The sequence below is a fragment of the Methylobacterium sp. CM6241 genome (genome assembly GCF_054817845.1).
On the sequence record NZ_CM139246.1, the window covers coordinates 4,076,496 to 4,100,322 of the forward strand.

At 68.7% G+C, this 23,827-nt stretch carries 21 protein-coding genes; 12 read left to right on the plus strand and 9 right to left on the minus strand.

Annotation, left to right across the window (positions count from 1 at the left end; translation table 11 throughout):
• Positions 1-408 precede the first annotated feature (408 nt).
• On the plus strand, positions 409-2,340 hold the full coding sequence (locus ACYQR9_RS19085; RefSeq protein ID WP_461227711.1) for an AsmA family protein: 1,932 nt from the start codon (positions 409-411) through the stop codon (positions 2,338-2,340).
• Here the strand turns inward: ACYQR9_RS19085 and ACYQR9_RS19090 are convergent.
• The 4 genes from ACYQR9_RS19090 to ACYQR9_RS19105 are packed head-to-tail and all read right to left on the minus strand — an operon-like array spanning position 2,328 to position 5,771.
• On the minus strand, positions 2,328-3,113 hold the full coding sequence (locus ACYQR9_RS19090; protein ID WP_461227712.1) for an ABC transporter permease subunit: 786 nt from the start codon (positions 3,111-3,113) through the stop codon (positions 2,328-2,330). The two genes, ACYQR9_RS19085 and ACYQR9_RS19090, sit on opposite strands and share 13 nt — an antisense overlap.
• Entirely contained in the window at positions 3,110-3,997 is an 888-nt protein-coding gene (locus tag ACYQR9_RS19095; RefSeq protein WP_461223080.1) for an ABC transporter permease, read from the minus strand. The genes ACYQR9_RS19090 and ACYQR9_RS19095 overlap by 4 nt, the downstream gene beginning before the upstream one ends.
• Positions 3,997-5,082, minus strand: a complete 1,086-nt coding sequence (locus tag ACYQR9_RS19100) for an ABC transporter ATP-binding protein (RefSeq protein ID WP_461227713.1) — start codon at positions 5,080-5,082, stop codon at positions 3,997-3,999. Before ACYQR9_RS19100 ends, ACYQR9_RS19095 begins: the two co-directional genes overlap by 1 nt.
• The gene (locus tag ACYQR9_RS19105; protein WP_018043200.1) at positions 5,079-5,771 is read right to left on the minus strand and encodes a Crp/Fnr family transcriptional regulator; all 693 of its coding nucleotides are present in this window, start codon (positions 5,769-5,771) and stop codon (positions 5,079-5,081) included. Before ACYQR9_RS19105 ends, ACYQR9_RS19100 begins: the two co-directional genes overlap by 4 nt.
• Positions 5,772-6,071: 300 nt before the next feature.
• On the opposite strand from ACYQR9_RS19105, the gene ACYQR9_RS19110 reads away from it, so the two are divergent.
• Complete coding sequence (locus ACYQR9_RS19110; protein WP_461227714.1) at positions 6,072-7,091, plus strand: UDP-3-O-acyl-N-acetylglucosamine deacetylase; 1,020 nt, start codon at positions 6,072-6,074, stop codon at positions 7,089-7,091.
• Positions 7,092-7,112: 21 nt separating this feature from the next.
• On the opposite strand, the gene ACYQR9_RS19115 is transcribed toward ACYQR9_RS19110, so the two are convergent.
• Entirely contained in the window at positions 7,113-8,048 is a 936-nt protein-coding gene (locus ACYQR9_RS19115) for an AEC family transporter (protein WP_461227715.1), read from the minus strand.
• Between the two features lie 107 nt (positions 8,049-8,155).
• Between ACYQR9_RS19115 and ACYQR9_RS19120 the strand changes: the two genes are divergently transcribed.
• The 6 genes from ACYQR9_RS19120 (at position 8,156) to ACYQR9_RS19145 (ending at position 15,244) form a co-directional block, all read left to right on the plus strand.
• Positions 8,156-10,030 carry an ABC-F family ATP-binding cassette domain-containing protein gene (locus ACYQR9_RS19120; RefSeq protein ID WP_056425150.1) on the plus strand — a complete coding sequence of 625 codons (1,875 nt, stop codon included), beginning with the start codon at positions 8,156-8,158 and terminating at the stop codon, positions 10,028-10,030.
• A gap of 72 nt (positions 10,031-10,102) precedes the next feature.
• Positions 10,103-11,110 (plus strand): alpha/beta fold hydrolase, encoded by a 1,008-nt coding sequence (locus ACYQR9_RS19125; protein WP_461227716.1) that lies wholly within the window; start codon positions 10,103-10,105, stop codon positions 11,108-11,110.
• A gap of 73 nt (positions 11,111-11,183) precedes the next feature.
• Positions 11,184-11,618 carry a GlcG/HbpS family heme-binding protein gene (locus tag ACYQR9_RS19130; RefSeq protein ID WP_461227717.1) on the plus strand — a complete coding sequence of 145 codons (435 nt, stop codon included), beginning with the start codon at positions 11,184-11,186 and terminating at the stop codon, positions 11,616-11,618.
• An 8-nt stretch (positions 11,619-11,626) separates the two neighbouring features.
• A complete protein-coding gene (locus ACYQR9_RS19135; protein ID WP_461227718.1) occupies positions 11,627-13,225 on the plus strand; it encodes a peptide ABC transporter substrate-binding protein in 1,599 nt (532 codons plus the stop codon).
• Between the two features lie 16 nt (positions 13,226-13,241).
• Complete coding sequence (locus tag ACYQR9_RS19140; protein WP_461227719.1) at positions 13,242-14,165, plus strand: ABC transporter permease; 924 nt, start codon at positions 13,242-13,244, stop codon at positions 14,163-14,165.
• A complete protein-coding gene (locus ACYQR9_RS19145) occupies positions 14,162-15,244 on the plus strand; it encodes an ABC transporter permease (protein WP_461227720.1) in 1,083 nt (360 codons plus the stop codon). Before ACYQR9_RS19140 ends, ACYQR9_RS19145 begins: the two co-directional genes overlap by 4 nt.
• Positions 15,245-15,358: 114 nt before the next feature.
• Here the strand turns inward: ACYQR9_RS19145 and ACYQR9_RS19150 are convergent, their stop codons facing one another.
• Complete coding sequence (locus ACYQR9_RS19150) at positions 15,359-17,083, minus strand: diguanylate cyclase (RefSeq protein ID WP_461227721.1); 1,725 nt, start codon at positions 17,081-17,083, stop codon at positions 15,359-15,361.
• A 342-nt stretch (positions 17,084-17,425) separates the two neighbouring features.
• Complete coding sequence (locus tag ACYQR9_RS19155) at positions 17,426-17,680, minus strand: hypothetical protein (RefSeq protein WP_056425126.1); 255 nt, start codon at positions 17,678-17,680, stop codon at positions 17,426-17,428.
• A gap of 124 nt (positions 17,681-17,804) precedes the next feature.
• Here ACYQR9_RS19155 and ACYQR9_RS19160 point away from each other — a divergent pair, with 124 nt between their 5' ends.
• Complete coding sequence (locus ACYQR9_RS19160; protein WP_461227722.1) at positions 17,805-19,283, plus strand: MFS transporter; 1,479 nt, start codon at positions 17,805-17,807, stop codon at positions 19,281-19,283.
• A 33-nt stretch (positions 19,284-19,316) separates the two neighbouring features.
• Here the strand turns inward: ACYQR9_RS19160 and ACYQR9_RS19165 are convergent, their stop codons facing one another.
• The gene (locus ACYQR9_RS19165) at positions 19,317-20,018 is read right to left on the minus strand and encodes an SDR family NAD(P)-dependent oxidoreductase (protein ID WP_461227723.1); all 702 of its coding nucleotides are present in this window, start codon (positions 20,016-20,018) and stop codon (positions 19,317-19,319) included.
• Positions 20,019-20,082: 64 nt separating this feature from the next.
• Positions 20,083-20,556: a nucleoside deaminase gene (locus tag ACYQR9_RS19170; RefSeq protein ID WP_311273893.1), complete on the minus strand. Its 474-nt coding sequence runs from the start codon at positions 20,554-20,556 to the stop codon at positions 20,083-20,085.
• A 143-nt stretch (positions 20,557-20,699) separates the two neighbouring features.
• Between ACYQR9_RS19170 and ACYQR9_RS19175 the strand changes: the two genes are divergently transcribed.
• The 3 genes from ACYQR9_RS19175 to rsmD all read left to right on the plus strand — a co-directional run bounded on the left by ACYQR9_RS19175 (position 20,700) and on the right by rsmD (position 23,824).
• Positions 20,700-20,903, plus strand: a complete 204-nt coding sequence (locus ACYQR9_RS19175; protein WP_056425115.1) for a CsbD family protein — start codon at positions 20,700-20,702, stop codon at positions 20,901-20,903.
• Between the two features lie 150 nt (positions 20,904-21,053).
• Positions 21,054-23,270 carry a pseudouridine synthase gene (locus tag ACYQR9_RS19180; RefSeq protein ID WP_461227724.1) on the plus strand — a complete coding sequence of 739 codons (2,217 nt, stop codon included), beginning with the start codon at positions 21,054-21,056 and terminating at the stop codon, positions 23,268-23,270.
• On the plus strand, positions 23,267-23,824 hold the full coding sequence (rsmD, locus tag ACYQR9_RS19185) for a 16S rRNA (guanine(966)-N(2))-methyltransferase RsmD (protein ID WP_461223066.1): 558 nt from the start codon (positions 23,267-23,269) through the stop codon (positions 23,822-23,824). Before ACYQR9_RS19180 ends, rsmD begins: the two co-directional genes overlap by 4 nt.
• The last annotated feature ends 3 nt before the right edge of the window (positions 23,825-23,827 follow it).

Below are 23,827 nucleotides of genomic sequence, written 5' to 3' on the forward strand. Positions count from 1 at the left end.
AATCCGGTCCTTGGCGCCGTTTCGGGCTGCCCTGCGAAACGCGAGCCAATCCCAACCCGCCGGCCCGGCTTAGGTCAGGCTCAGGTATACCAGGGGCTGGCCGTGTCCGTCTGCCCTGTCTCTGCGCCAGGATAAGGCGTTTCGGCAAGATCCTGCGAGGGAACAACGGGCCTGAAAGGTGAGGGGTCGCGAAAGCTGTAGCAGAATGGGGTGTTCGGAAAACGCGGGACGGCTTTCCGGGGCCTGCTTCTGAATGCTCCACGGCAGAGAAATGATGCATGGCAGACAAATGCTTTCCCGCTCGTTATGGAGAGAGCGGGGGGTAGGTTTTTAGAAGATCGATCGCGGCGGCTCGGCGAGGCCGCGCGCGCAACCGCGTGTCGCGGTTTTGCTCCGATAGGGAGAGACATGTCGCTCCGTCGCCTCCTGCCGGCCCTCTGTATCGGCAGCCTCGTCCTTGCCCTGATCGCCGCCTGTCTGCCCTGGTCGGTCGCGTCCGCGCGCCTCACGCGGGGCGTCGGCAAGGCGCTGGCGACCAATTACGGAATTGCGATGAAGGCCGAAGGATCGGCGGGCGTCGCGCTTCTGCCCATTCCCCGGCTCGATTTCGAGGGCGTCCGACTCAGCGCCGGGACATTGGACGGGCCGCTCCTCGCCGATGGCGGATCGCTCACCCTCAAGCTCGGGATCCGTGCCCTTCTCGCCGGCCGCATCGAGATTGACACCCTCTCCCTCGAACGCACCACGATCACCCTCCCCCAGGATGACGGGGATTCGCGCTGGGTCGAGCCGCTCCGGCGCCTGAGAGCGCGCCTGACCCAGGGGGGCGCGTCGCGTCCGCGTCGTATCAGCCTCACCGACGCGACGCTGTCCGGCCGAGACCCCCGCGACGGCAGCGCCCAGACCGCCCGCGATGTCGATCTGGTTCTGGCCTGGCCATTCTGGTCGTCCCAGATGAACGCGGCGGGAAGCTTTATCTGGAACGACACGCCAACCCAATTTTCGCTCTCCGGTGTCAGGCTGGACGAGTTGTTCTCCGGCCGGGAATCGTCCTTTTCCGCCAGCGCGACCTGGCCCGCCGGCAATCTGGCGGCTGAGGGAAGCGGCAGCTTCGCGGATGGATTGTCGCTTCGCGGACAGGGCAGCCTGCAATCGCGCTCCCTGCGCGAGACCCTGACCTGGGCGGGGACGGATATCGCCCTGTCGCCGTTCCTCGATAGCCTCGCCATCGACGGAACGTTCGAAAGTTCAGGCCGGACCCTCCTTCTGCCATCCATGCGAATGCGGCTTGGCGACAACAGCCTCGAAGGTGCGGGATCGATCAGCTTCGCCGAGAGCCGTCCGGCCCTTCAGGCGACCTTGGCGGCCGAAAGCCTGAATCTCGCACCCGCTCTCGCCACCCTGATCCGGGTCTTCGGCCCGGACGAATCCTTGAACGCCAGCGGCTGGAGCCGGCAAAGTCTCGCGCTGCGCCCCTTCACCGGAGGGGACCTCGATCTGCGTCTCTCGGCCGGCACTGCCCGGCTCGGGCCGCTTGTGATGGAGGATCTCGCTTCCAGCCTTCTGGTCCGCGAGGGCAGCGTCGAGGGCTCCCTGGCTCGCGCCGTGGTCAGAGGGGGCATCGTCAAGGGACGGTTCGGCCTCACGACCTCCGCCACCGACCGCGGTGAGACGGAGTTGCGCGCCCAGGGTGCATTCGACCGGCTCGATCTCGGCGCCCTGCTGGTCGATTTCGGGCAGGAGGGCTGGCTTCTCGGAAACGCCCAGGGACAGTTCACGCTCGAGGGATCGGGCCGCACCGCGGCCAGCCTGATCGACCATCTGAACGGACGCTCGTCCCTCGCCATGGAGAACGGGACCCTCGCCGGGCTCGACCTCGCCGACGTAGTGCACCGCAATGGCGTCGCCGCCGACGGTGCCTTGGCCCGCCGGAACGCCCGCACCCCGTTCGACCGCGCGGGAATCTCCCTGCGCTTCGTCGATGGCGTCGGCGACATTGCCGATGGCATTTTGAAGACGTCGTCGCTCACCGCCTCGTTACGAGGAACCTTGTCTCTACCGGAGCAGACCCTCGCCGCACGGGCGGAACTGTTGCCGCGAAGCCCAGCCGATCCCGCCCTGCGGCCGATGTCGCCGCCGAACCGCTCTTCGAGCCTGCCTCAGGGCACCCTCTTGGACATCGAAGGCCCATGGGACGCGGTCGCTGTTCGCACCATCCCGCGCGAAGGTGGTTCCGATCTCGACTCCCGCGGCGGCTCGATCCTGAATCTCGATGACATGCAGGGACCGAGGACGGGTGCGCTCGATCTACCGACCAGGGTGCGCGCCTACGTGCCCTGATTTCCTACGCCGCGGCGTCCGGTGAGAAACGAGGCCGCGAGGACGACGACGGTGACGCCGCCGACGAGGAGCGTCGACGCGGCGTTGATCTCAGGGTTCACGCCGAGGCGGACCTGGCTGTAGAGCCGCATGGGCAATGTCGTCGCCCCAGGGCCCGAAACGAAGCTCGCGATGACGAGGTCGTCCAGCGAGAGAGTGAAGGCGAGGAGGAAGGCCGCCACCAGGGACGGCGCAATCAACGGCAGGGTGATGGTCGCGAAAACCCGAAAGGGGCCCGCCCCGAGATCCGCCGCTGCCTCTTCCAGGGAACGGTCGAGTCCCTTCAGACGGGCTCCGACCACCACTGCGACGAAGCCGAGGCCGAGGGTGGCGTGGGCGATGACGAGGGTCACGAGGCCGCGGTCGAGACCGAGCCCGACGAAAAGGAGCAGGAGCGACAGGCCGGTGATCACCTCCGGCATCACCATGGGCGCGTAGACGAGGCCGGTGAAGCCGCTACGTCCGGTAAAGCGTCCGCTGCGGTTGAGAGCCAGCGCCGCCAGCGTGCCGAGGAGTGTCGCCACGAGGGCGGCGAGTGAGGCCACTTTCAGCGAAACCAGGGCGGCGGCGATCAGTGGGCCGTCATTGACGAGCACCCCGTACCAGCGCGTCGAGAACCCGCCCCAGACCGTCACGAGGGACGAGGCGTTGAACGAGAAGACGACGAGAACGGCGATCGGTGCGTAGAGGAAGACGAGGCCGAGCCCGAGGCTGAGTCGGTTGAGCACACTCACCGGCCGACGTCCTCCCGCTCGCGCTCCGCATCACGGAACAGCACGATCGGTCCGACGATGAGCACGAGCAGCAGCACCGCCACCGCCGAGGCGAGGGGCCAGTCGCGGTTCGAGAAGAACTCGCTCCACAGGACGCGGCCGAGCATCAGCGTATCGGAACCGCCCAGCAGGTCGGGGATGATGAACTCACCGACCATCGGGATGAAGCACAGGAGCGCACCCGCCGCGATGCCGGGTCGGGCCAGCGGCAGCGTCACGGTCCAGAAGGCACGCGTCGGCGAGGCCCCGAGATCGGCGGCGGCTTCCGTCAAGGTCGGATCCAGGCGGGAAAGCACCGCATAAAGCGGCAGCACCATGAACGGCAGGTAGGCGTAGGTCAGGCCGATCATCACCGCGGCGGGTGTGTTCAGGATGTCCAAGGGGCTGGCGATGAGGCCGGTCCAGATCAGTCCTGCATTCAGCAGGCCCTCGGGCTTCAGGATGGCGATCCAGGCATAGATGCGGATGAGAAAGCTCGTCCAGAACGGTACGATCACCAGCGCTACCAGAAGCGGCTGGAGCCGGGCCGGCGAGCGGGCGAGCGCATGGGCGATGGGCGTGCCGACGATCACCAGGATGGCCGTCGCCATGCCCGCGTAGAGCAGGGACGAGAGGGCCGCGTCGCGATACAGGCTGTCGCCGGCAAGGGTCTCGAAATTGGCGAAATCCAGGGCTTCCAGGAACGCGCCCCATCCGTCGATACCCGCGCTCCAGTCGAGCACCGGCAGGTAGGGCGGCTGCGCCGTCGCCGGTGAGGACAGGCTGATCTTGAGAGTGATGAGGCAGGGCAGCAGCACGAAGGCGGCCAGCCACAGATACGGAGCGACCGGGAGAAGTCGCTTCATCACGCCGCCATGACGGTCGCGGCATCCGGCGCGAAGGACAGGCGCACATGAGTCTCGCTGGCGATCCCGGTTCCGGCGGGCATGTTCGCGCGGATCGTGCTGCCATCCCGCATGCGGATGTCGAAGCGGATGTGGTCGCCGAGATAGATCGAGGCCTCAACCTGACCGTCGAGAGTATTGCGATCCCCGGCGGCCACCCCGTCGATGGTGGACGCCGCCAGACGCTCGGGGCGCAGGGCGATCACCGCGGGCGCACCGATGGAGGGGGCGCTCTCACCGGACGCGAAGATGGGCCCAAGGGCGGTCTCGACCCGCACCAGCGCGCCGTCGGCGTCCCGGACCGTCCCCGGGATGAGGTTCACGTCGCCGAGCAAGCCGGCGACGAAGCGGTTGACGGGCCGTTCGTAGAGCGTCTCGGACCGGCCGACCTGGACGAGGCGGCCCTTGTCCATCACGCCGATCCTGTCGGCGAGCGCCATGGCCTCCGAAGGATCGTGGGTGACGATGACGAAGGCGGTGCCGAGGCGGCGCTGGATCGCGCGCAACTCGCCCTGGGTCTGCTCGCGCAGCCCCCGGTCGAGCGCGCCGAGCGGCTCGTCGAGGAGGAGCACCTTCGGTTCGCGCGCCAGCGCCCGCGCGAGGGCGACGCGCTGGCGCTGGCCTCCGGACAGGGTCTCGGGACGCCGATGCCCGAAATCCTCCAACTGTACCAGGCGCAGCAACTCCTCCACGCGGGCGGCAGCGGCCGAGCGGCGGAGGCCGTTCAGCCCGTAGGCGATGTTGCGGCTGACGCTGAGATGCGGGAACAGCGCATAGGACTGGAACATCATGTTCACCGGTCGCCTGTGCGGAGCGAGGCGGGTGAGATCGACGCCGTCGAGGCGGATTGCGCCACCTGTCGGCGTCTCGAATCCGGCGATCAGGCGCAGCAACGTGCTCTTGCCGCAGCCGGAGGGGCCTAGCAGGCAGAGAATTTCCCCGGCTGGCATAGCGAGCGAAAGATCCGCGACCGCAACTTGCGCGCCGAACGTCTTGGTCAGCCGTTCGAGGGTGAGGAACGGAGCCACGGCGTTCCGCGCCGTCAATTGTCCTCGCGCAAGGCTTCGGCGACCCGTGCCTCGAGCAGGTCTGGCCGGCGGATGACCAGGGCGCCTCTGGTCCGGTCGATCAGGCCGTCCGCCGCCATCACGGTGAACTCACGGGTCACCTGCTCGCGCCGACAGCCGATGCGGGCGGCCAGCACATGGTGATAAGGCGGCGGCGTCACCACCCGTTCCCCGTCGCCGCCGGCGCGCGGCACGGACAGGCGCAACAACTCGGCATAGAGCCGGTGGCGCAGGTCGAGCAGCGCGTGTTCCATCAGCCGCGTGTTGAGCTCGCGCACGCGCTTGGCTAGAAGGCGGAACAGCCGGTCGGCAATGGCCTCGGAGGCGAAGATCATCTGCCGGAAGATCGGGGCCGGAACGACACAGACCTCGCCGCGGGTCAGGGCGGTGACGTTGGCCGAGCGGCCGATCCCGTCCAGAGCCGCGAGCTCACCGAAGAACGCGCCGCCCCGCATCTCGCCGAGGATGACTTCCTTGCCCGATTGAGAGCGATTCAGGATGCGGACCTCGCCGGAGGCGAGGAAATACACGTCGGTGGAGATGTCGTCGTAATCGACCAGGACTTCGTTCTCGTCGAACCGGCGCCAGTGGCAGCGGGTCTCATAGGTCGACAGCTCGATTCCCGGCTCCTTGAAGAAGGGGATTGTCGCCAGCCGTCCTGCAGTCACGGGTATCATCTCCTAAAGCGAGTGATCGTTAAGCTGCCGGTCCTGTGGGTCAACCCATTCCGTCGGACCATCCCTACCAAAAGTCGTGTCGTTGGATATTCGATTCATACCAGGTCTCGATGAGTCCGACCTATCGAGCGCCGGCATTGGCTGCGGCTTGGCCATCGGACAGGAGAATGAAAACCCTCATCGCGCGCAGTTTACCTGCCTTTGCAACTGATCTGGGTTAAGCTAAGCGCACGCACAGAATGAACCGCCTGTCGGATGACAATCCCGGTTGATCGCGCTGGGACCCGAGACATGCTGGTGAGCTCCGCGTCATCGACGGACGTTGAAGATGCGAACCGTCTGCCAGGGCAATCGGGGCTTGGGCCAGGATTCGCCTCGCCGCATGACGCCGCCGCGAATTCGCTCGCCCTATCGGTCCAGGCCGTGCGCGAGGTGGCTCCGCCGACTGCTCGCCCCCGGCAGGCGACGCTGTCCGCGAGCTTCTCTCTGACAGGTTACGGCCTGCATACCGGGCGTCGCGTCACGGTCACCGTCGCGCCCGCCCGTGACGACCACGGCATCGTCTTCCGGCGAAGCTTCAGGCGGGCGCGCACCGTCGATGTGCCAGCCTTATGGACCTTTCGCGAGACGCAGCCACTCTGCACCGCCTTGCGATCGTCCGAAGGACCGCTGGTCCGCACCGTGGAGCATCTCCTGGCCGCGCTCGCCGCGTATCGCATCGACAACGCACTCGTTTGCCTCGACGCGGAGGAACTGCCGATCTTCGACGGGGGCGCCCTGCCCTGGTGCCAGGCGTTGCGTGCGAGCGGTCGGACCGAAAGCGACACGCCTTTGCGCAGCATCCGCGTGCTGCGGCCCGTCGAGGTCCGCCAGGATCACAGGACGTTGAGGATCGAGCCGGCCGACGCGCTTCATCTCTCTGGCCGTCTCGAACTCTCCCATTTCGATGCCATGCAATGGTCGGGCACGATCACGCCGGAGGTGTTTACTCAGCAACTGGCCCCGTCGCGCAGCTTCGGACGGGCCAAATGGGCGATTCCGGCCAAGATTTACGGCACGCTCCTGCGCAAGCCGTTGCTGCGGGGGGCGAACCTCTCCTCGACTGCCTGTATCGTCGGCGGGCGGATCATCGGCGGGATGACCGTGCCCGACGAACCGGTGCGTCACCGCATGCTCGACCTCGTCGGCGATCTCGCGTTGGCGGGACGGCCGATCCTCGGCCGTATCGAGGCGGCGCATACTGGGCATGAACTGAACCACGCCCTGGTCGCGGCCCTGATGAAGGATCCCGCCGCCTGGGAACTGGCCTGACGCGAATCCCGCGGGTGGGGCTCAGCCGATCCCGGTCAAAGCCAGAACGAGGGCCAGGACGAGGGGGAGCGCCGCCCCGGCGATCACGGTCTGGGTCGCCGTGATCCCCGCCATCAAAGGTGCGTCTCCTCCGAGCTGGCGCGACATGATGTAGGACGATGACGCGGTCGGCAGGGTCTGGAACAGCAGGGCCGTCACCGCGGCCGGACCCTTGAGCCCCATGGCGAGGCAGGCGAGGATCGTGGCGGCCGGCATCAGCCCGAACTTGATCAGGGACGCCACGGCGACCGGCCTGATCCAGCTTCGCGCCGACCCGAAATCGAGGGCGGCGCCGACGCAGAGCAGGCCCAGTGGCAGCGAGGCCTGGCCTAAGGCCCGCAGCATCGGCTCGAGTCCCGGTGGCAGGCCGAGCCCCGAGGCCTGGAGTGCGATGCCGCCGAGGCTGCCGATGACAAGAGGGTTGAGGACGATCTGCCGTGCGAGGCCGAGGGCCGAGGGCCTGCCCGCCGTGCCGAAACGGGCGAAGACCAGCACGCAGAGGACATTGACCGTCGGGACGATCGCGGCGTTCGCCACCGCCGCCAGTGCGATGCCCTGGGCGCCGTAGAGACCGGCCGCCGCCGAAACTCCCACGTAGTTGTTGAAGCGGATCCCACCCTGGAACACCGAGGTGAAGGCCGGTCCGCCGAAGCCGAGGCGTGGTCCGGCCGCCAGCGTCAGACCCGCCACCGCCAGGGTCGAGAGAACCAAGACCAGGGCGAGCGCACCGACGGGGACATCGGCGAGTTGCGCGGTGGCGAGGCTGTCCAGAAGAAGGCTCGGCAGCAGGACGTAATAGGCAAGGCGTTCGGCCTGCGGCCAGAAGCTTTCGGCGAGGAAGCCGAGGCGGCGCAGGGCCGCGCCGAACCCAATCAGGAGAGCAATCGGAAAGAGGGCAGCGAGAAGCGTCAGCGTCATGGCCGCCCGATTACAACGCTCTGCCTCCGCCGGATACGGCACCCCCCTGCCCGTCCCTTGGCGACGCTCCCCTTGCAACCCTCGCCTTGCGCCGCCAGAAGCCTTCCATGCTCCGCGTCAACGACCTCACCTACCGCATCGGCGAACGTCTGATCCTCGACGGCGCCACTTTCGTCATTCCGGACCGGGCCCGCGTCGGGCTCGTGGGCCGCAACGGCGCGGGCAAGACGACGCTGTTCAAGGCGATCCTCGGTGAATTACCCACCGAGGGCGGCACCGTTTCGATGCCCAAGGGCATGCGCATCGGCGCCGTGGCGCAGGAAGCTCCGGCCGGCCCTGAAACGCTGCATTCCGTCGTGCTCGCCGCCGATACCGAGCGGGCGCGCCTGATGGCCGAAGCTGAGCACGCCGACGGCCTGCGCCGGGCCGAGATCGAGACCCGGCTCGTGGATATCGAGGCGCATTCTGCGCCCGCCCGCGCCGCCGCCATCCTGCACGGCCTCGGTTTCGATGCGGAGGCGCAGGGGCGGCCCTGTTCCGACTTCTCGGGTGGATGGCGCATGCGCGTGGCGCTGGCCGCCGTGCTGTTCTCCGAACCCGACCTGCTCCTCCTCGACGAGCCCACCAACTACCTCGATATCGAGGGCACGATCTGGCTCTACGACTACCTGGAGCGTTATCCGCGCACCGCCGTGATCATCTCCCACGACCGCGACCTGCTCGACGAATGCGTCGATCACATCCTGCATCTCGACCGCGGTAAGCTCAGCATCTACCGGGGCGGCTACACCTCCTTCGCCCGGCAGGTCGCCGAGAAGCGCGTGCTGCAGTCCAAGGCGAAGGCCAAGCAGGATGCGGAGCGCGCGCATCTCCAGAGCTTCGTCGACCGGTTCAAGGCGAAGGCGACGAAGGCGCGCCAGGCCCAGTCCCGCGTCAAGCGTCTCGCCAAGATGGAGATCATCGCCTCGGTGATCGAGGACGACGTGCCGGCCTTCCGCCTGCCGAGCCCCGAACGTCCGCTCTCGCCGCCCATCGTCGCCATGGAGCGGGTGCAGGCGGGCTACCCGGACCGGATCGTGCTCTCGGGGCTCAACCTCAGCCTCGCCCCCGACGACCGGGTCGCGCTGCTGGGCGCCAACGGCAACGGCAAGTCCACCTTCTGCAAGCTCATCGGCGGGCGCCTGCCCCCTTTGAGCGGCGAGATGCGGCGCTCGGGCAAGATGGAGGTGGCGTATTTCGCCCAGCACCAGCTCGACGAATTGCGGCCCGCCGAGAGCGCCTACGCCCATGTCCGTGACCTGATGCCGGACGTCCCGGAATCGAAGGCGCGCGCCGCCGCCGCCCGCCTCGGCTTCTCGGGTGCGAAATCCGAGACGCCGGTCTCGCAGCTCTCGGGCGGTGAGAAGGCGCGCCTGCTCATGGGGCTGGCGGCGTTCAAGGGGCCGCATCTCCTGATCCTCGACGAGCCCACCAACCATCTCGATATCGAGAGCCGGCAGGCCCTGGTGGAAGCGATCAACGACTACGAGGGGGCGGTCATCCTGGTGAGCCACGACCGCTTCCTGGTGGAGGCCTGCGCCGACCGGCTCTGGCTCGTGGCGAACGGCAGCGTGAAGGCCTTCGACGGCGACATGGACGATTACCGCCGCTTCGTTCTCGCGGGTCCCGAACGCGAGGCGGAGAAGGGCGCGTCCGAGGCCGCCGGCGGAGTGAAGGCACTGGAGCGCCGCTCCAACGCCGACCGCCGCGTGGCTTTGGCCCCCCTGCGCAAGAAGCTGGAGGGCGTCGAGGCGCGGATGAAGAAGCTCACCGACGCCATGACCAAGATCGACGCGGCGCTCGCCGACGGCACTGCCTTCCAGACCAATGCCGCCAAGGCCGGAGAACTCGCAAAGATGCGCTCCGACGCCGCCGCCGCGCTGGAGGCGGCCGAGGAGGAATGGCTGGAGCTCAGCGGCGAGATCGAGGGCGCGACGGCGTGATGCGTCCGGCGGCCGGGATCAACCGGCGCCGCCTCGCGTTTCCCGCACCCGATCCATCACGCGGACGACCCCATGCCCGACCTGATCCGGCGCGATCGATCCCTGCCCCTCGCCGCCAAGCTCGCGTTGCTGCCCCTCGGTGCTGCCGGCGCGTGGATCGCCTATAGCCGTTTCGGGATCGACCACCACCAGACGCTTCACCCGGCCCTGCCCGGCCGGCATGAATGTCTCGAGACGCCGGCCGGCGGGATCGGCCTCTATGGGAGCGCGTCCGTGCCGGGCGTCCCGCTGCTTCTGATCCATTCGGTGAACGCGGCGGCCAATGCCTACGAGGTTCGCCCGCTCTACCGGCACTACGCGGGGAGCCGTCCGGTCTACGCGCTCGACCTGCCGGGGTTCGGTTTTTCCGAGCGCAGCGACCGGGTCTACACCCCACGCCTGATGTCCGATGCGATCCGGGCCGTCACCGCCGAGATCCGACATCGGCATGGTGGCGGGGAGATCGATGCCGTCGCCCTGTCCCTATCCTGCGAGTATCTCGCCGCCGCCGCTCTCGAGGAACCGGGCGGCTATCGCAGTCTCGGCCTCGTCAGTCCGACCGGCTTCGATGCCCGTTTCGTCGGCCGGCATCGCGACCGGACCCGGCACGGTGGGGCCGTCGCCCGCACCATGCTGAACGCCCCGCTCTGGGGGGAGCCGCTGTTCGATCTCCTGGTGAGCCGGCCGAGCATGCGCTTCTTCCTGGAAAAGACCTGGGGCTCGAAGGACATCGACGAGGGTCTGCTCGCCTACGACTACGCCTCCGCCCATCGTCCCGGCGCCCGGCATGCGCCGTTCTCGTTCCTGTCCGGGGCCTTGTTTCCCGATGCGCCGGGGCGGTTCTACGAGGCGCTCACCCTCCCGGTCTGGATGATCCACGGGGTGCGCGGGGATTTCGTCGATTACCGCCATGCCGACCGTGTCGCCGGCCGCCCGAACTGGACCGTCGACGTCCTGCCCACCGGGGCCTTCCCGCATTTCGAGGATATGTCGGCGGTGGCACGACGCTACGATGCGTTCCTGGCCGATCGCGTCGCATGAGGCCGGGGCTGGTCCGGCGCCGCGGGGCGGGTTACGTCGGGACCGACCCGTAACAGATCGCCCCGGTAAGCCGATGCCCGACCTGACCCTCGCCGCCGCCCAGACCATCGTCGCCACCGCCCTTAAGACGGCGCGCTCACACAGCCTGAAGCCCCTCGCGGTGGTGGTCTACGATGCGCGTGGAGCCCTGAAGGCGCTGGGCGCCGAGGACGGGACGTCGCTGCGCCGCGCGGAGGTCGCCATGGGCAAGGCCAATGGCTGCCTGGCGCTCGGCCTCGGCGGACGCGCGATCCACAAGCGTGCCGAGGAACAGGCCTATTTCGTGTCGGCCGTGAGCCATCTCGTCGGTCCGGCTGCGCTCGTGCCGGTGCCGGGCGGTGTCCTGATCCGCGATGGCGATGCGGTCATCGGCGCCGTGGGCATCTCGGGCGATACCTCCGACAACGACGAACTCTGCGCGCTCGCCGGGATCGAAGCCGCTGGATTCACCGCGCAGACCGGCGCCTGAGCGCCGCTATGCGACCCGACCGCCGGGCTTGCCTCCTCGGTGGCGGTGCTCTGCTCGTGGCTGGAACAAGCTCGGCGCGCGCGACCGGCGGGCCGGTCTACCGGCGCGGTAACGATGCCGATCCGGAAACTCTCGATCCGCACAAATCCTCCACCGTCGCGGAGGCGCATGTCCTGCGCGACCTCTACGAGGGCCTGCTGACCTACGACAATCACGGCGCCATCATCCCGGGTGCGGCGACGCATTGGACCGTCTCGGACGACGCCCTGACCTACACGTTTCATCTGCGCGAGGACGGGCGCTGGTCGAACGGCGATCCGGTCGTGGCGGCGGATTTCGTCTTCGGCCTGCGCCGGATCCTGCACCCCGCGACGGCGGCGAAATATGCCGAAGTGCTGTATCCGCTGAAGAACGCCCGCGCCGTGAACCAGGGCGAGGCTGCGCCGGAGAGCCTCGGCGTGACGGCGCCGGATGCGCGGACCCTCGTCATCACCCTCGACCGGCCGACGCCCTACCTCCTCGAACTCCTCACCCACCAGACCTCCCTGCCGGTGCATCCGCCCTCCATCGCGCGCTTCGGCGATGCCTTCACCCGGCCGGGCAACCTCGTCAGCAACGGTGCCTACGCCCTCGTCGATTGGGTGCCGAACGACCGTATCACATTGACACGAAACCGTTTTTTCCATGCGGCGGCCTGCGTCTCGATCGAGACGGTGGCCTTCCTGCCGACACCGGATCTCTCCAGCGCGGTTCGCCGCTACGCCGCCGGCGAGATCGACTCCCTCGCCGACCTGCCGGGCGATCAGATGGCCTCGCTGAAGGCGCGGTTCGGCGGTCAGGTCGTCCTCGGTCCGTCGCTCGGGCTCTATGCCCTGGCCGTCAGTACCCGGAAGCCCCCGTTCGACGACGTCCGGGTGCGACAGGCCTTGTCCCTTGTGATCGATCGTGAATTCCTGGCCGAGAGGCTGTGGGGCGAGACCATGGCACCGGCCTATTCCCTCTGCCCGCCGGGCCTCGACAATTACCGTACGTCGCCGGAACTCGCCGGGCGGAACGCGATGCCCATCGACCGTGAGGAGGAGGCACGGTCACTCCTCGCCGCGGCCGGCTTCGGCCCGGGCGGCAAGCCCCTCCGGGTCGAGTATCGCTTCAACAGCACCGATAACAACCGCAACGCGGCGGTCGCTCTCACCGACATGTGGCGGGGCATCGGCGTCGAGACGCGCCTCGTCTATACCGATGCCAAAACCCATTTCGCCCACCTGCGCGACGGCGGTGATTTCGATGTGGCCCGCATGTCCTGGGTCGCCGATTACTCCGATCCGCAGAATTTCCTGTTCCTGCTGGAGACCGGCAATGACGGGCTCAACCCCGGCCGTTACAGCAATCCGGCCTATGACGGGCTGATGCGCGAGGCGGCCGCCGAGCGGGATCTCGCCAGGCGGGCCGACCTCCTGTTCCGGGCCGAGGCGATCATCCTCGAAGAGTTGCCGTGGATCCCGGTGCTTCACACCCGGTCGAAGGCACTGATCTCGGCCCGTCTCACCGGCTATCACCCGAACCCGCGCAACGCGTCGCCGACGCGTTTCCTGAAGCTCGACGCGTGACGGGCGGGATCCCGGCATGATCGGCTTCGTCCTGCGCCGCCTCGCCCAGGCGATCCCGACCCTGTTCCTCGTCGTGACGGGCAGCTTCTTTCTGATCCGCCTCGCCCCCGGTGGACCCTTCGACCTGGAGCGTCCGTTGCCGCCGGCGGCGATGCAGAATCTCGCCCGTGTCTACGGCCTCGACCAGCCCCTCATCGTCCAATACGGCCGCTACCTCGCCGCGCTGATCCAGGGCGATCTCGGCCCCTCCTTCTCGTTCCGCGACCTGACCGTGGCCGACCTGTTCGCGCGTGGCCTGCCCGTCTCCATGACCCTCGGCGGCCTCGCGCTCCTTCTGTCCCTTGGCGTCGGAATCGGCCTCGGAGCCTGGGCGGCGTTCCGGCGCGGCGGATGGATCGACCGGGTCATCGGCCTTCTCGCCGGGCTGACCCTGGCGATCCCGACTTTCGTCGTGGCGCCCCTGCTCCAGATCGTGTTCGGCCTGAGCCTGCGCTGGTTGCCGGTGGGCAGCTGGGAGGGCGGCGCGCCCTCGCATCTGGTGCTTCCCGTCCTCACCCTCGCGCTGCCGCAGATCGGCGCCATCGCCCGGCTGACGCGGACGTCCCTCAACGAGACCCTGAACGCCCAGCCGGTCCGCACCATGCGTGCCATGGGCCTGCCGCCCCGACGCGTCGCCCGCCATGCCCTGCGCGGGGCGCTGCTGCCCGTGGTCGCGATCCTCGGGCCCGTGGCGGCCGGGCTGCTGACGGGGTCGGTGGTGGTGGAGACGATCTTCGGCTTGCCCGGGATCGGGCGGGCCTTCGTCGATGGGGCGCTCAACCGCGACTACACCCTGGTGATGGGCACCGTGATCCTCGTGGCGGTGTTCGTCACCCTGCTCAACATCGTCGCCGACATCGCCTGTGCGCTTCTCGATCCGCGCCTGAGGCACGGGCGATGAGCCGCGTTTGGACCCGGTTCACGCGCAACCGCGGCGCCCTCGCCGCCACTTTGATCCTTGTCGCGATGATGCTCGCCTGCCTCGTCGGACCGTTCCTCACCGGCCACGAACCCGGGAGGATCTATCCCGATCTCGTCCGCATCGCGCCCGGCCTCGCCGCTCATCCCGAACCTGGAGACGTCGGTCCGGCGCTGGCCCGCCTCGCCTTCCGCATGCGGGTCTCGGTCTCGGACGTCACCGTTTCGGGCGACCGCGTGCGCATGGTGGTGTCTGACCCGGCCAAGCCCGTCGACGAGCGCGTCCTCGCCTATCTCCCCCGGTCCGACTTGTTTGGTGTCCCCCGTGTCGTCGCGCGTCTCGACGAGGGTCGCCGCCTCGTCGTCGAGGCGCCGCTCGGCCGCCTGCGCTTCCTCATGGGAACCGACATGCTGGGGCGGGACCTCCTCACCCGCAGCCTCGTCGCGGGGCGGGTCTCGCTCCTCATCGGTGGCGTCGCCACCGCCGTGGCGCTGCTGATCGGGATCGCCTACGGCGCGGCGGCCGGCTACCTCGGGGGTGTGGCCGACGCGGTGATGATGCGCATCGTCGACATCCTCTACGCCCTGCCCTTCGTCTTCTTCGTCATCATGCTGCTGGTGTTCTTCCGCTCCGGATTGGGGCTGATCCTGGTGGCGATCGGCGCGGTGGAATGGCTCGACATGGCCCGCCTCGTGCGTGCCCAGACCCTGTCGCTACGCGCCCGCGACTTCGTGCGTGCGGCCGAGGCGCTCGGGCTTTCGACGCCGGCCATCCTCTGGCGCCATATCGTCCCGAACACCCTCGGTCCCGTCACCGTGGCGGCGACCCTGCTGGTGCCCAAGGTGATCCTGCTCGAAAGCTTCCTGTCGTTCCTCGGCCTCGGGGTGCAGGAGCCGGCCACCAGCTGGGGGGCACTGATCGCGGATGGCGCGCGCACCCTCGAATCCGCCCCGTGGATGCTCGCCGGCCCCGCCGCCTTTCTCGTCCTGACCCTCATCGCCCTCAACACGATCGGCGACGGTCTCGCCGATGCCCTCGACCCGCGCCTTTCGGAGACCTGACGGTCCGGTCGAGAGCGCGCGAGCGTCCCTCGGCCGCCGCAGGCGGAAGCCCCGCGACGCGCGCCGGCAGGAGGCACGCTGGCAGTAGGGTGGCCGACCCGTCGACGAACGGGGCTACGCGACCGAACGCAGATCGTAGATGTCGATCTCGAACGTATGCACGCAGTTGCGGCCGCGGGATTTCGCCTCGTAGAGGGCGCGGTCCGCGCGCTCGATGATGCGGTCGATGTCCGTGTCGAATTTCTCCGCCTCGGCGATGCCGATGCTGATCGTCGCCAGGAGGCGATCGTTGTCGGCCTCGAACACCGTGCTGGCCACGGTCTGTCGGATACGCTCCGCGATGATCGCGGCACCGGCGGCATTGTTGTCGTTGAGGAGAACCACGAACTCCTCGCCCCCGAACCGCGCCACCTTGTCCGTGGTCCTGATCGTATCGTTGATGATGGTGCCGACCTTGCGGATCACCACATCCCCCGCCGGGTGGCCGTAACGGTCGTTCACCCGCTTGAAATGATCGATGTCGATCATCAGCACCGAGAGGGGGCGCTGATAGCGTCTAAAATCGCCGAGGGCGTCCTTCGCGAGGGGCAGGAACGCGCGCCGGTTCAGCAGGCCCGTGAGGGCGTCCCTGTTCGCGATCAGCTTCATGGCCTGAAGATCGGCGCCGATGCGCTCGATCCTGTCCTGGGCGGCTCGGACGGCCCGCGACGCTTCGAGTTCCACGTCGCGTGCATCGGCTTCGGCGGTGCCGATCCGTCGCAACAGGGACCTGACCGCGGCGGACAGGCGCAACACTTCGGGGGAGCCCTGGACGCGCTCCGTCATCGTCGCATTTCGCTCGCGGCCGATCCGGTCGACCGCATCCGTGAGACGCGCCAGCGGGCGGCTGAGGCGCGTCACCACGAGGAAAATGCCGAGCGTGCCGAGTGCACCCGCGCCGAGGCCGACCAGGGTGATGAGAACGGTCAGCCTGTGGGCACCCGCGAGGGCCGTCTGCACCGGCTGGAGGGCCACGACGATCCATCCGAGGCCCGCATAATCGCCCCGCCCCCTCGTCGCCGAGACGGCCGCGAACTGGTCTCCGCCGGGGCCGCGCGCGATGAAATGGCCGGCGGCGAGATCGGCAGGCGAATACGGATGGGTGCCGAGCGCCGGTCCCATGAGGACGCGGCCGGTCCGGTCGAGGACGATGACCTCCTCCTTCAGTTCGGGGCGGCGGGAGGACAGGACCTCCCGGCGCACCCCGTCGGCCCAGCTCCAGCTGAGATGACTACCCAGGACGCCGATGGTCCGGCCCGACGCGTCGATGACGGGCGATGCGAGATCGACGAACCGGAAGGGCGTTCCGTCGGCATTGGGTTTGAGCAAAGTCTGCAGCAGGGCCGCGAGATGGACATCCTCGGCCGCCGCGCCCTTGATTCCATCGATGAACCAAGGACGCTGGCCGACATTCGCACCTTCCAGGATACCGCCGGTCGCAGCCCGAACCTTTCCGGTCTCGTCCGCAAAGCCGATCCAGGCATAATCCGGGAAGGTCTTCTGCATCGATTGCAGGACGTTGCGGAGACTCCCGGTATTCTCCATCCAGTGAGGCTGCAGCGGATCGAGCGCGGCCACGTTGCGGATCTCGCGCAGGCGTTCCGCCATGTCCTGGTCCAGACGATCGGCAACGGAGCGTGCGACCTGCAGCAGCGCGTTCTCGGCCATGTCGGTGGCCTGCGCGCGCGCCAGCAAGGCGGATCCCAGCGTGACCGCGGCCACGATCGTGAGGCCGACCGCCCCGGTGACGAGGCTGATCTGATGCCGCAGCGAGATCTTGTTGGCGAGCCGTTCCAGCATCGTTACCGATCCTTTAATCAGACCGGACCTTGCAGCCCACGGGCTTGCGAGACCGTCAACCGGTAGAGTCAATTTTTCCTGTAAAATGCAACTTCCGTCAGTGACCGGACAGTGCCGCGTCGCGTGGTCGAACGACAATCCGCGCTCGCCCCTCGTATCGGTCCTCAACCCGTTCGTAGGTGTCGAGATCTTAAGCGAGATAACGGAGCGAGGTCTTTGAATGATATCTTTGCGGTCGGGAGCCGATAGTGCCGATCGGCAAATGACAACGATGATTCTTGTTGTGTGAATCATCGCGACAACCATGATCGGTCTTGTCACGATGGGCTGCCGGCCGGGTCGTCATTGGGCAGGCAGGAGCCCGGGATAGACCACCCGCACGGCACGCCGTTCCGCCGGGATGTCGGCCGCCGGGCGATCCTTCGCCACTGTGCCGGTGCTTCCCGTCATCGTCACGTCGGCGGGGCGAAGGCGCCAGCGCTCGGCGCCGCTCGGCTGGCTGCGCGAGATCTCCGTGGCGCGTAGGGACGTCGGCACAATCGCGACGGCCGTAAGGGCCGTGGTGGCGAGAATGACGGAGAGAAGGCGGGAATACATCGGAGGCGGCACCCGGAGACGAGTACCGTGAGTGAAGCGTGAACAGGTAAAGACGCCGACGGAACCGCGACGCTTGGCCGTTCATTGCCAACAGCAATCGTATCCGGTGGTTAACGAGGCGTCGATGACGAGTATGGTCGAAGCAAAGTCGGGCTCTCCCGCGCCCGAGCGGGTTCCGATGGGCACGGTGATCGACACCGATATTTCCGCTCGTCTCGACCGTTTGCCCTGGGGACGCTTCCACGTTCTCGTCATCGTGGCGCTCGGCATCACCTGGGTGCTCGACGGCCTCGAAGTCACGCTGGCTGGCTCGCTCGTGGGCGCCCTGCGGGCCGAGCCCATGAGCTTCACCGAGTTCGATATCGGTCTGGCGGCGAGTTCCTATCTCGTCGGTGCCGTCGTCGGGGCCCTGGGCTTCGGCTGGCTCACCGACCGGATCGGCCGCAAGAAGCTGTTCTTCATCACGCTGGCCCTGTACCTCGCCGCCACCGCGGCCACCGGCCTGTCCTGGGACATCTACAGCTTCTGTATCTTCCGGTTCCTCACCGGCGCGGGCATCGGCGGCGAATACACCGCCATCAACTCCACCATCCAGGAACTCGTCCCGGCCCGCGTGCGCGGCTGGACCGACCTCGTCATCAACGGTTCGTTCTGGATCGGGGCGGCCTTGGGCTCCTTCCTCTCCATCGCGGTCTTGCGCCCCGGCATGATCGACCCGGCCTGGGGCTGGCGCATCGCCTTCTTCGTCGGCGGCGGTATCGGCCTCGTGATCCTGCTGCTGCGGACATGGATCCCCGAGAGCCCGCGCTGGCTCGCCACCCACGGCTACGTCGCGGAGGCGGACCGGGTCGTCACCAGCATCGAGAAGCGCTTCACCGACGAGGGCATCACCCTTCCGCCGGTGGACGAATCCAAGAGGATGAAGCTGAGGACGCGCAGCCACACGCCGCTCAAGGAAGTCTTCGGCACCATGCTGGTCGGCTATCGCAAGCAGACCCTGGTGGGCCTCGCCCTGATGATCGCGCAGGCCTTCTTCTACAACGCGCTGTTCTTCACCTACGCCCTCGTGCTCCAGCGCTTCTACGGAGTGCCGGGGGACCATGTCGGCTGGTACCTGCTGCCCTTCGCGCTGGGCTCGTTCCTCGGGCCGCTGCTGCTCGGCCGGCTGTTCGACACGATCGGCCGCCGCCAGATGATCGCCTTCACCTACGGTATCTCGGCGGTGCTGCTCGCCATCACCGGCTACCTGTTCAAGATCGAGGTGTTCGGCCCCGTCGGCCAGACGGCGGCCTGGATGGTGGTGTTCTTCTTCGCCTCCGCCGCCGCGAGCGCCGCCTATCTCACCGTCGCCGAGACTTTCCCGCTGGAGATCCGGGCGCTCGCCATCGCGGTGTTCTATGCGCTCGGCACCGGCATCGGCGGCGTGTCCGGCCCGCTCCTGTTCGGCGCCCTGGTCGAGACGGGGTCCCGCGACAACGTGCTGATCGGCTACGGCATCGGTGCCGCTCTCATGCTGATCGCCGCCATCGTCGGCGGAGTCTGGGGCACGGCCGCAGAGGGCAAGTCCCTGGAGGATGTCTCGAAGCCGTTGGCGGCGGCCTGATCGCCGGCCGGTTCCGAGGCGCTCCCAAGTGCCTCAGAACCGCTCGACCCAGGGACGCAGCGCGATCTCGGAGGTCCAGGCGCTGCGGTCCTGGCGCAGGACGTCCCAATAGGCCGAGGCGATGGCGTCGGGATCGAGCAGGCTGTCGGGCGCGTCCGCCGGCTCCGGGCGGGACGCGCTGCGGATTCCGCCGTCGATGACGAAATGGGCGACATGGATGCCCTTCGGCTGGAGCTCGCGCGCGAGGCTCTGCGACAGGCCGCGCAAGCCGAACTTGCCCATGGCGAAGGCGGAGGACTCGGCGTAGCCCTTCACGCTGGCCGAGGCTCCGGTGAGCAGGATCGCGCCGTGGCGCCCCGGCAGCATGCGTCGCGCGGCGGCCTGGGCGACGAGGAAGCCGCCGAAGGCCGAGACCATCACGGACTGACGCACCGCGTCCGGGTCGAGATCGGCGATGGGGCCGCGCAAGCGGCCGCTGGCATTGTAGACCACCACGTCGGGCGGGCCTCCGAGCGCCGGCTCCATCCGGGCGAACAGAGCCTCCACCTCGGCCGGATCGGCGGCATCGCAGGCATGGACGGCCGCTCCCGTCTCGGCCGCCAGCCCTTCGAGTTTCCCGACGTTGCGCGAGGCGAGGCCGACCCGCAGGCCTTCACGGGCGAAACGCCGGGCCAGGGAGGCGCTCAGGCCCTCTCCGGCCCCGACGATGAGGGCACGCCGATAGGTCGCGATCATGGGGTATCTCCGGGACGCAGGATTCGGATGGCCGCCGTTTGTACGATGGGTAAGGCGTCTCGCGTCAGCCCTCCCGCCTGTCGCGAAAGAAGTCGCGCAGGAGCTTGGCCGCCTCCGCCTCGCGCAAGCCGCCATAGACGTCCGGCGCGTGGTGGCAGGTGGGCTGGTTGAAGACCCGTGGTCCGTGCTCGACCCCGCCGCCCTTCGGGTCGAGGGCCGCGAAATAGACCCGTCGGATGCGCGCGAACGAGATGGCGCCGGCACACATCGGGCAGGGCTCCAGGGTGACGTAGAGGTCGCAGCCGATGAGGCGCTCGTCGTCGATGGCGGCGCAGGCGGCGCGGATCGCCAGGATTTCCGCATGGGCGGTGGGATCGCGAAGCGCCCGTGGGCGATTGTGGGCGACGCTGAGGACGAGGCCGTTCCGTACGATCACGGCGCCGACCGGTACTTCGCCCTCCCCGGCCGCGCGGCGGGCGGCGTCGAAAGCGAGGCTCAACGGGTCGGTCGCGGCCTTCGAGGAAATGGGCGCAGTCACGATCGTCGAGCCCAAGCCTTTGTATTTGTTGAAACAAGGAAGCGGTCGAGATCCCGTGATCCGGCCCGGCAGGAACATCGCTGAGGCTGAGCCGTTTCATCTCCAACGCGGCCAAGGCCGCAGGATCTTATCAGGAGCAGACGATGAGCAGCACCACTGACAAGATCAAGGGGCTCGCCAACGAGGCGGTCGGTAACGTGAAGCAGGGCATCGGCAATGCCACGGATAACGACAAGCTCAAGGCCGAAGGCAAGGCCCAGGAATTGAAGGGCGATGCCCAGAAGACCGTCGGCGACGCCAAGGACGGCGTCAAGAACGCTGCCGACACGGTGAAGAGCAAGCTCTGAACCTCGGCATCCAGCCCGACTGGATGAGGAACGAAGGCAGCCGAAAGGCTGCCTTTTTCGTGACCGGCCGCAATGCCCCCTTGCGCGACGGGCAGGCCGCCCCACGCGCAATCGCTCGCAACCTTGCCTCCGCTCTGTTATGGGGCTCGGATGAGCGACAAGACAGACGAACAGACGGGCGGGTCCGAGGACGCGCCCGAGACCAACAGCGTTTCCGGCGAAGCCTGGACCCCGGCGACCGATGCGGGCGTGCCCGGCCCCTCGGCCGAGGAGCAGCCGAAGCCCCGCCGGGCCGCCGCGCCCGCCAGGGGAGGAGACGCCCCCCTGCGCCGCAAGGCCGCCCTGCCGAGGCCTGCGGCCAAGGCCGGGGACGATGCCGCCGCCGGTGATTCCGATTCGGCGACGCCCGAGGGCGACCGTATCGCCAAGGCGATCGCGCGCGCCGGCATCGCTTCCCGCCGCGACGTCGAAGCGATGATCGCCGAGGGCCGCGTCACCCTCAACGGCAAGGTGCTGACCTCGCCCGCGATCAACGTGACGGATGCGGACGAGATCACCGTCGACGGTGAGCCCCTGCCCGCCCGCGAGCGGACCCGGCTGTGGATCTATCACAAGCCGCGGGGCCTCGTGACCACGGCGCGCGATCCGGAAGGACGCCAGACCGTCTTCGAGGCCCTGCCCGAGGACCTGCCGCGCGTGGTCGCCATCGGCCGTCTCGACATCAACACCGAAGGCCTGCTGCTTCTCACCAACGATGGCGGCCTCGCCAAGGTGATCGCCCATCCCGATACCGGATGGCTGCGGCGCTACCGCGTCCGCGCGCATGGCGACACGAATCAGGCCGAGCTCGACAAGCTGCGCAAGGGCGTCACCATCGACGGCATGGATTACGGCCCGGTGGACGCGGTCCTCGACCGGTCCTCGGGCGACAACCTCTGGCTCACGCTGGGCCTGCGCGAGGGCAAGAACCGCGAGGTCAAGCGCATCCTCGAACATCTGGGTCTGGCCGTGAACCGGCTGATCCGCCTGTCCTTCGGCCCGTTCCAGCTCGGCGACCTCGAAGTCGGACTGGTGGAAGAGATCCGCACCAAGGTGCTCAAGGAGCAGCTGGGCCCGACCCTCGCGGATCAGGCCGGCGTCGATTTCACCAGCCCCAACCGTGAGCCCATCGCCCCGTTCGGCTCGCCGAAACCCGCGCAGCAGCAGGCGAAACAGCCCGCCCGCAGCGCCTCGGCGGCTGCGGCGCGAAGCGCAGGGCGCAGCTATGACGACGCCCCGCGCGGTTATGAGCGCGGCGGCGACCGTGATCGCGGCGGCGACCGCCCCTTGCGCAAGCCCGCCGAACCCGCACGGGTCCCCACCGGCGGCAACAGTGCCGGCCCCCGGCGCTCGGTCTGGCGCGCGGACGAGGCCGCACCGCAGGAGGACGGCCCGCGCCGGGTCAAGATCCCCCGCCGTGGCGCCGATCCCAAGGCGGAGCGTGAGGCATCCGCCGCTCGCGGCCGCGAGCGCGTGGGCGCGATCAATACCGGCGAGCGCCGTGTCCTGGTGGAGCGCCTGAAGGCGAGCCCGCAGGAGCCGGCTCCCGAGCCGCATCGCCGTGATCGCGGTGCACGGCGTGACGAGACGGGCGCCGCCGAGCGTCCGGTCCGGACGCTGCGCCAATCCGATGCCAAGGCGGCCCGCCGCGAGGAGGCCGATGCCCGCCCGCCGCAGCGCCGGTTCGATGGCGATGCCAGACCTCCGCGAAGCGATGCCGGACCTCCGCGCAGCGATGCAAGACCGCCGCGAAGCGATGCCAGACCCCCGCGCCGGGACGATGCTCCGCGCAGCGGCGGGTTTGGACGGCAGGACGGTGCCGAGCGGCGCGGTCCGCCTCGTGGCGGCGACGAGCGCCCCCGCAGCTTCAAGCCTCGCGATGGCGGGGGCTTCAACGACCGCGCGGAACGCCCGGCCTTCAATCGCGGCGAGCCGCGGGGGGACAGGCCGGCGGGATTCCGCGGTGACAAGCCGGCCTTCAATCGTGGCGGCGACGATCGTCCCGGCGGCGGCCGGCCGGGTGGGTTCAAGGGAGCGAGCTTCAAGGGCCGCTCCGACGACCGCCAGGGCGGCGACCGTGACATCGGCGCCGAACGCTCGGGCGCCGATCGTGGCGGCTTCCGCCCGGGCGGAAAGCCCGGTGGGTTCGGCAAGCCCGGCGGATCGGGCAAACCCGCCGGGGCCGGAAGGCCGGGCGGGTTCAAGGCCGGTGGTTCCTCCCGTCCCGGCGGTTCGGCGAAGCCCGGTGGGTTCGGCAATCGCGGCGGCGGCGCGGGCGGCAAGCCCGGTGGCGGGGGCGGACGTCCGCCCCGTGGCGGCTCGCGGTGAGGATCGTCGGCGGCGACCTGCGTGGACGCCGCCTCGCCACCCCGAAATCGGACGCGATCCGGCCGACCTCGGATCGCCTGCGCGAGGCGCTCTTCAACGTTCTCGCCCATGCCTATGACGACGCGGTGGCGGGCGCGCGGGTTCTCGATCTCTTCGCCGGAACCGGGGCGCTGAGCTTCGAGGCCCTGTCCCGCGAGGCGAGCTACGCGCTCCTGGTGGACGAGGGGGCGGAAGCGCGCGGTCTGATCCGCGAGAACATCGATGCGTTGGGCTGTGCCGGCAAGACGCGGCTGTTCCGCCGCGATGCGACCAAGCTCGGCCCGGCCGGCACCAGCGGGACCTTCACCCTCGTCTTCTGCGATCCCCCCTACAACAGGGACCTCGCGCCGGCCGCTCTCGCCAGCGCGTCCCATGGCGGGTGGCTCGCCCCCGGCGCCCTCGTGGTGGTGGAGGAGGCCGCCGGCGCCAACGTCGCGCTGCCGCCGGGCTTCACCGAGCTCGAACGACGGGTCTACGGAGACACCGCCCTGGCCTTCGCGCGCTTCCAGGCCTGACGC

Coding starts and splice junctions, on each gene's coding strand:
- ACYQR9_RS19120 (WP_056425150.1), top strand. CDS start 8,156: ATGCTCCGCGTCAACGACCTCACCTACCGCATCGGCGAACGTCTGATC.
- ACYQR9_RS19175 (WP_056425115.1), top strand. CDS start 20,700: ATGAGCAGCACCACTGACAAGATCAAGGGGCTCGCCAACGAGGCGGTC.
- ACYQR9_RS19130 (WP_461227717.1), top strand. CDS start 11,184: ATGCCCGACCTGACCCTCGCCGCCGCCCAGACCATCGTCGCCACCGCC.
- ACYQR9_RS19085 (WP_461227711.1), top strand. CDS start 409: ATGTCGCTCCGTCGCCTCCTGCCGGCCCTCTGTATCGGCAGCCTCGTC.
- ACYQR9_RS19125 (WP_461227716.1), top strand. CDS start 10,103: ATGCCCGACCTGATCCGGCGCGATCGATCCCTGCCCCTCGCCGCCAAG.
- ACYQR9_RS19160 (WP_461227722.1), top strand. CDS start 17,805: ATGACGAGTATGGTCGAAGCAAAGTCGGGCTCTCCCGCGCCCGAGCGG.
- ACYQR9_RS19155 (WP_056425126.1), bottom strand. CDS start 17,680: ATGTATTCCCGCCTTCTCTCCGTCATTCTCGCCACCACGGCCCTTACG.
- ACYQR9_RS19135 (WP_461227718.1), top strand. CDS start 11,627: ATGCGACCCGACCGCCGGGCTTGCCTCCTCGGTGGCGGTGCTCTGCTC.
- ACYQR9_RS19115 (WP_461227715.1), bottom strand. CDS start 8,048: ATGACGCTGACGCTTCTCGCTGCCCTCTTTCCGATTGCTCTCCTGATT.
- ACYQR9_RS19110 (WP_461227714.1), top strand. CDS start 6,072: ATGCTGGTGAGCTCCGCGTCATCGACGGACGTTGAAGATGCGAACCGT.
- ACYQR9_RS19150 (WP_461227721.1), bottom strand. CDS start 17,083: ATGCTGGAACGGCTCGCCAACAAGATCTCGCTGCGGCATCAGATCAGC.
- ACYQR9_RS19095 (WP_461223080.1), bottom strand. CDS start 3,997: ATGAAGCGACTTCTCCCGGTCGCTCCGTATCTGTGGCTGGCCGCCTTC.
- ACYQR9_RS19145 (WP_461227720.1), top strand. CDS start 14,162: ATGAGCCGCGTTTGGACCCGGTTCACGCGCAACCGCGGCGCCCTCGCC.
- ACYQR9_RS19165 (WP_461227723.1), bottom strand. CDS start 20,018: ATGATCGCGACCTATCGGCGTGCCCTCATCGTCGGGGCCGGAGAGGGC.
- ACYQR9_RS19140 (WP_461227719.1), top strand. CDS start 13,242: ATGATCGGCTTCGTCCTGCGCCGCCTCGCCCAGGCGATCCCGACCCTG.
- ACYQR9_RS19180 (WP_461227724.1), top strand. CDS start 21,054: ATGAGCGACAAGACAGACGAACAGACGGGCGGGTCCGAGGACGCGCCC.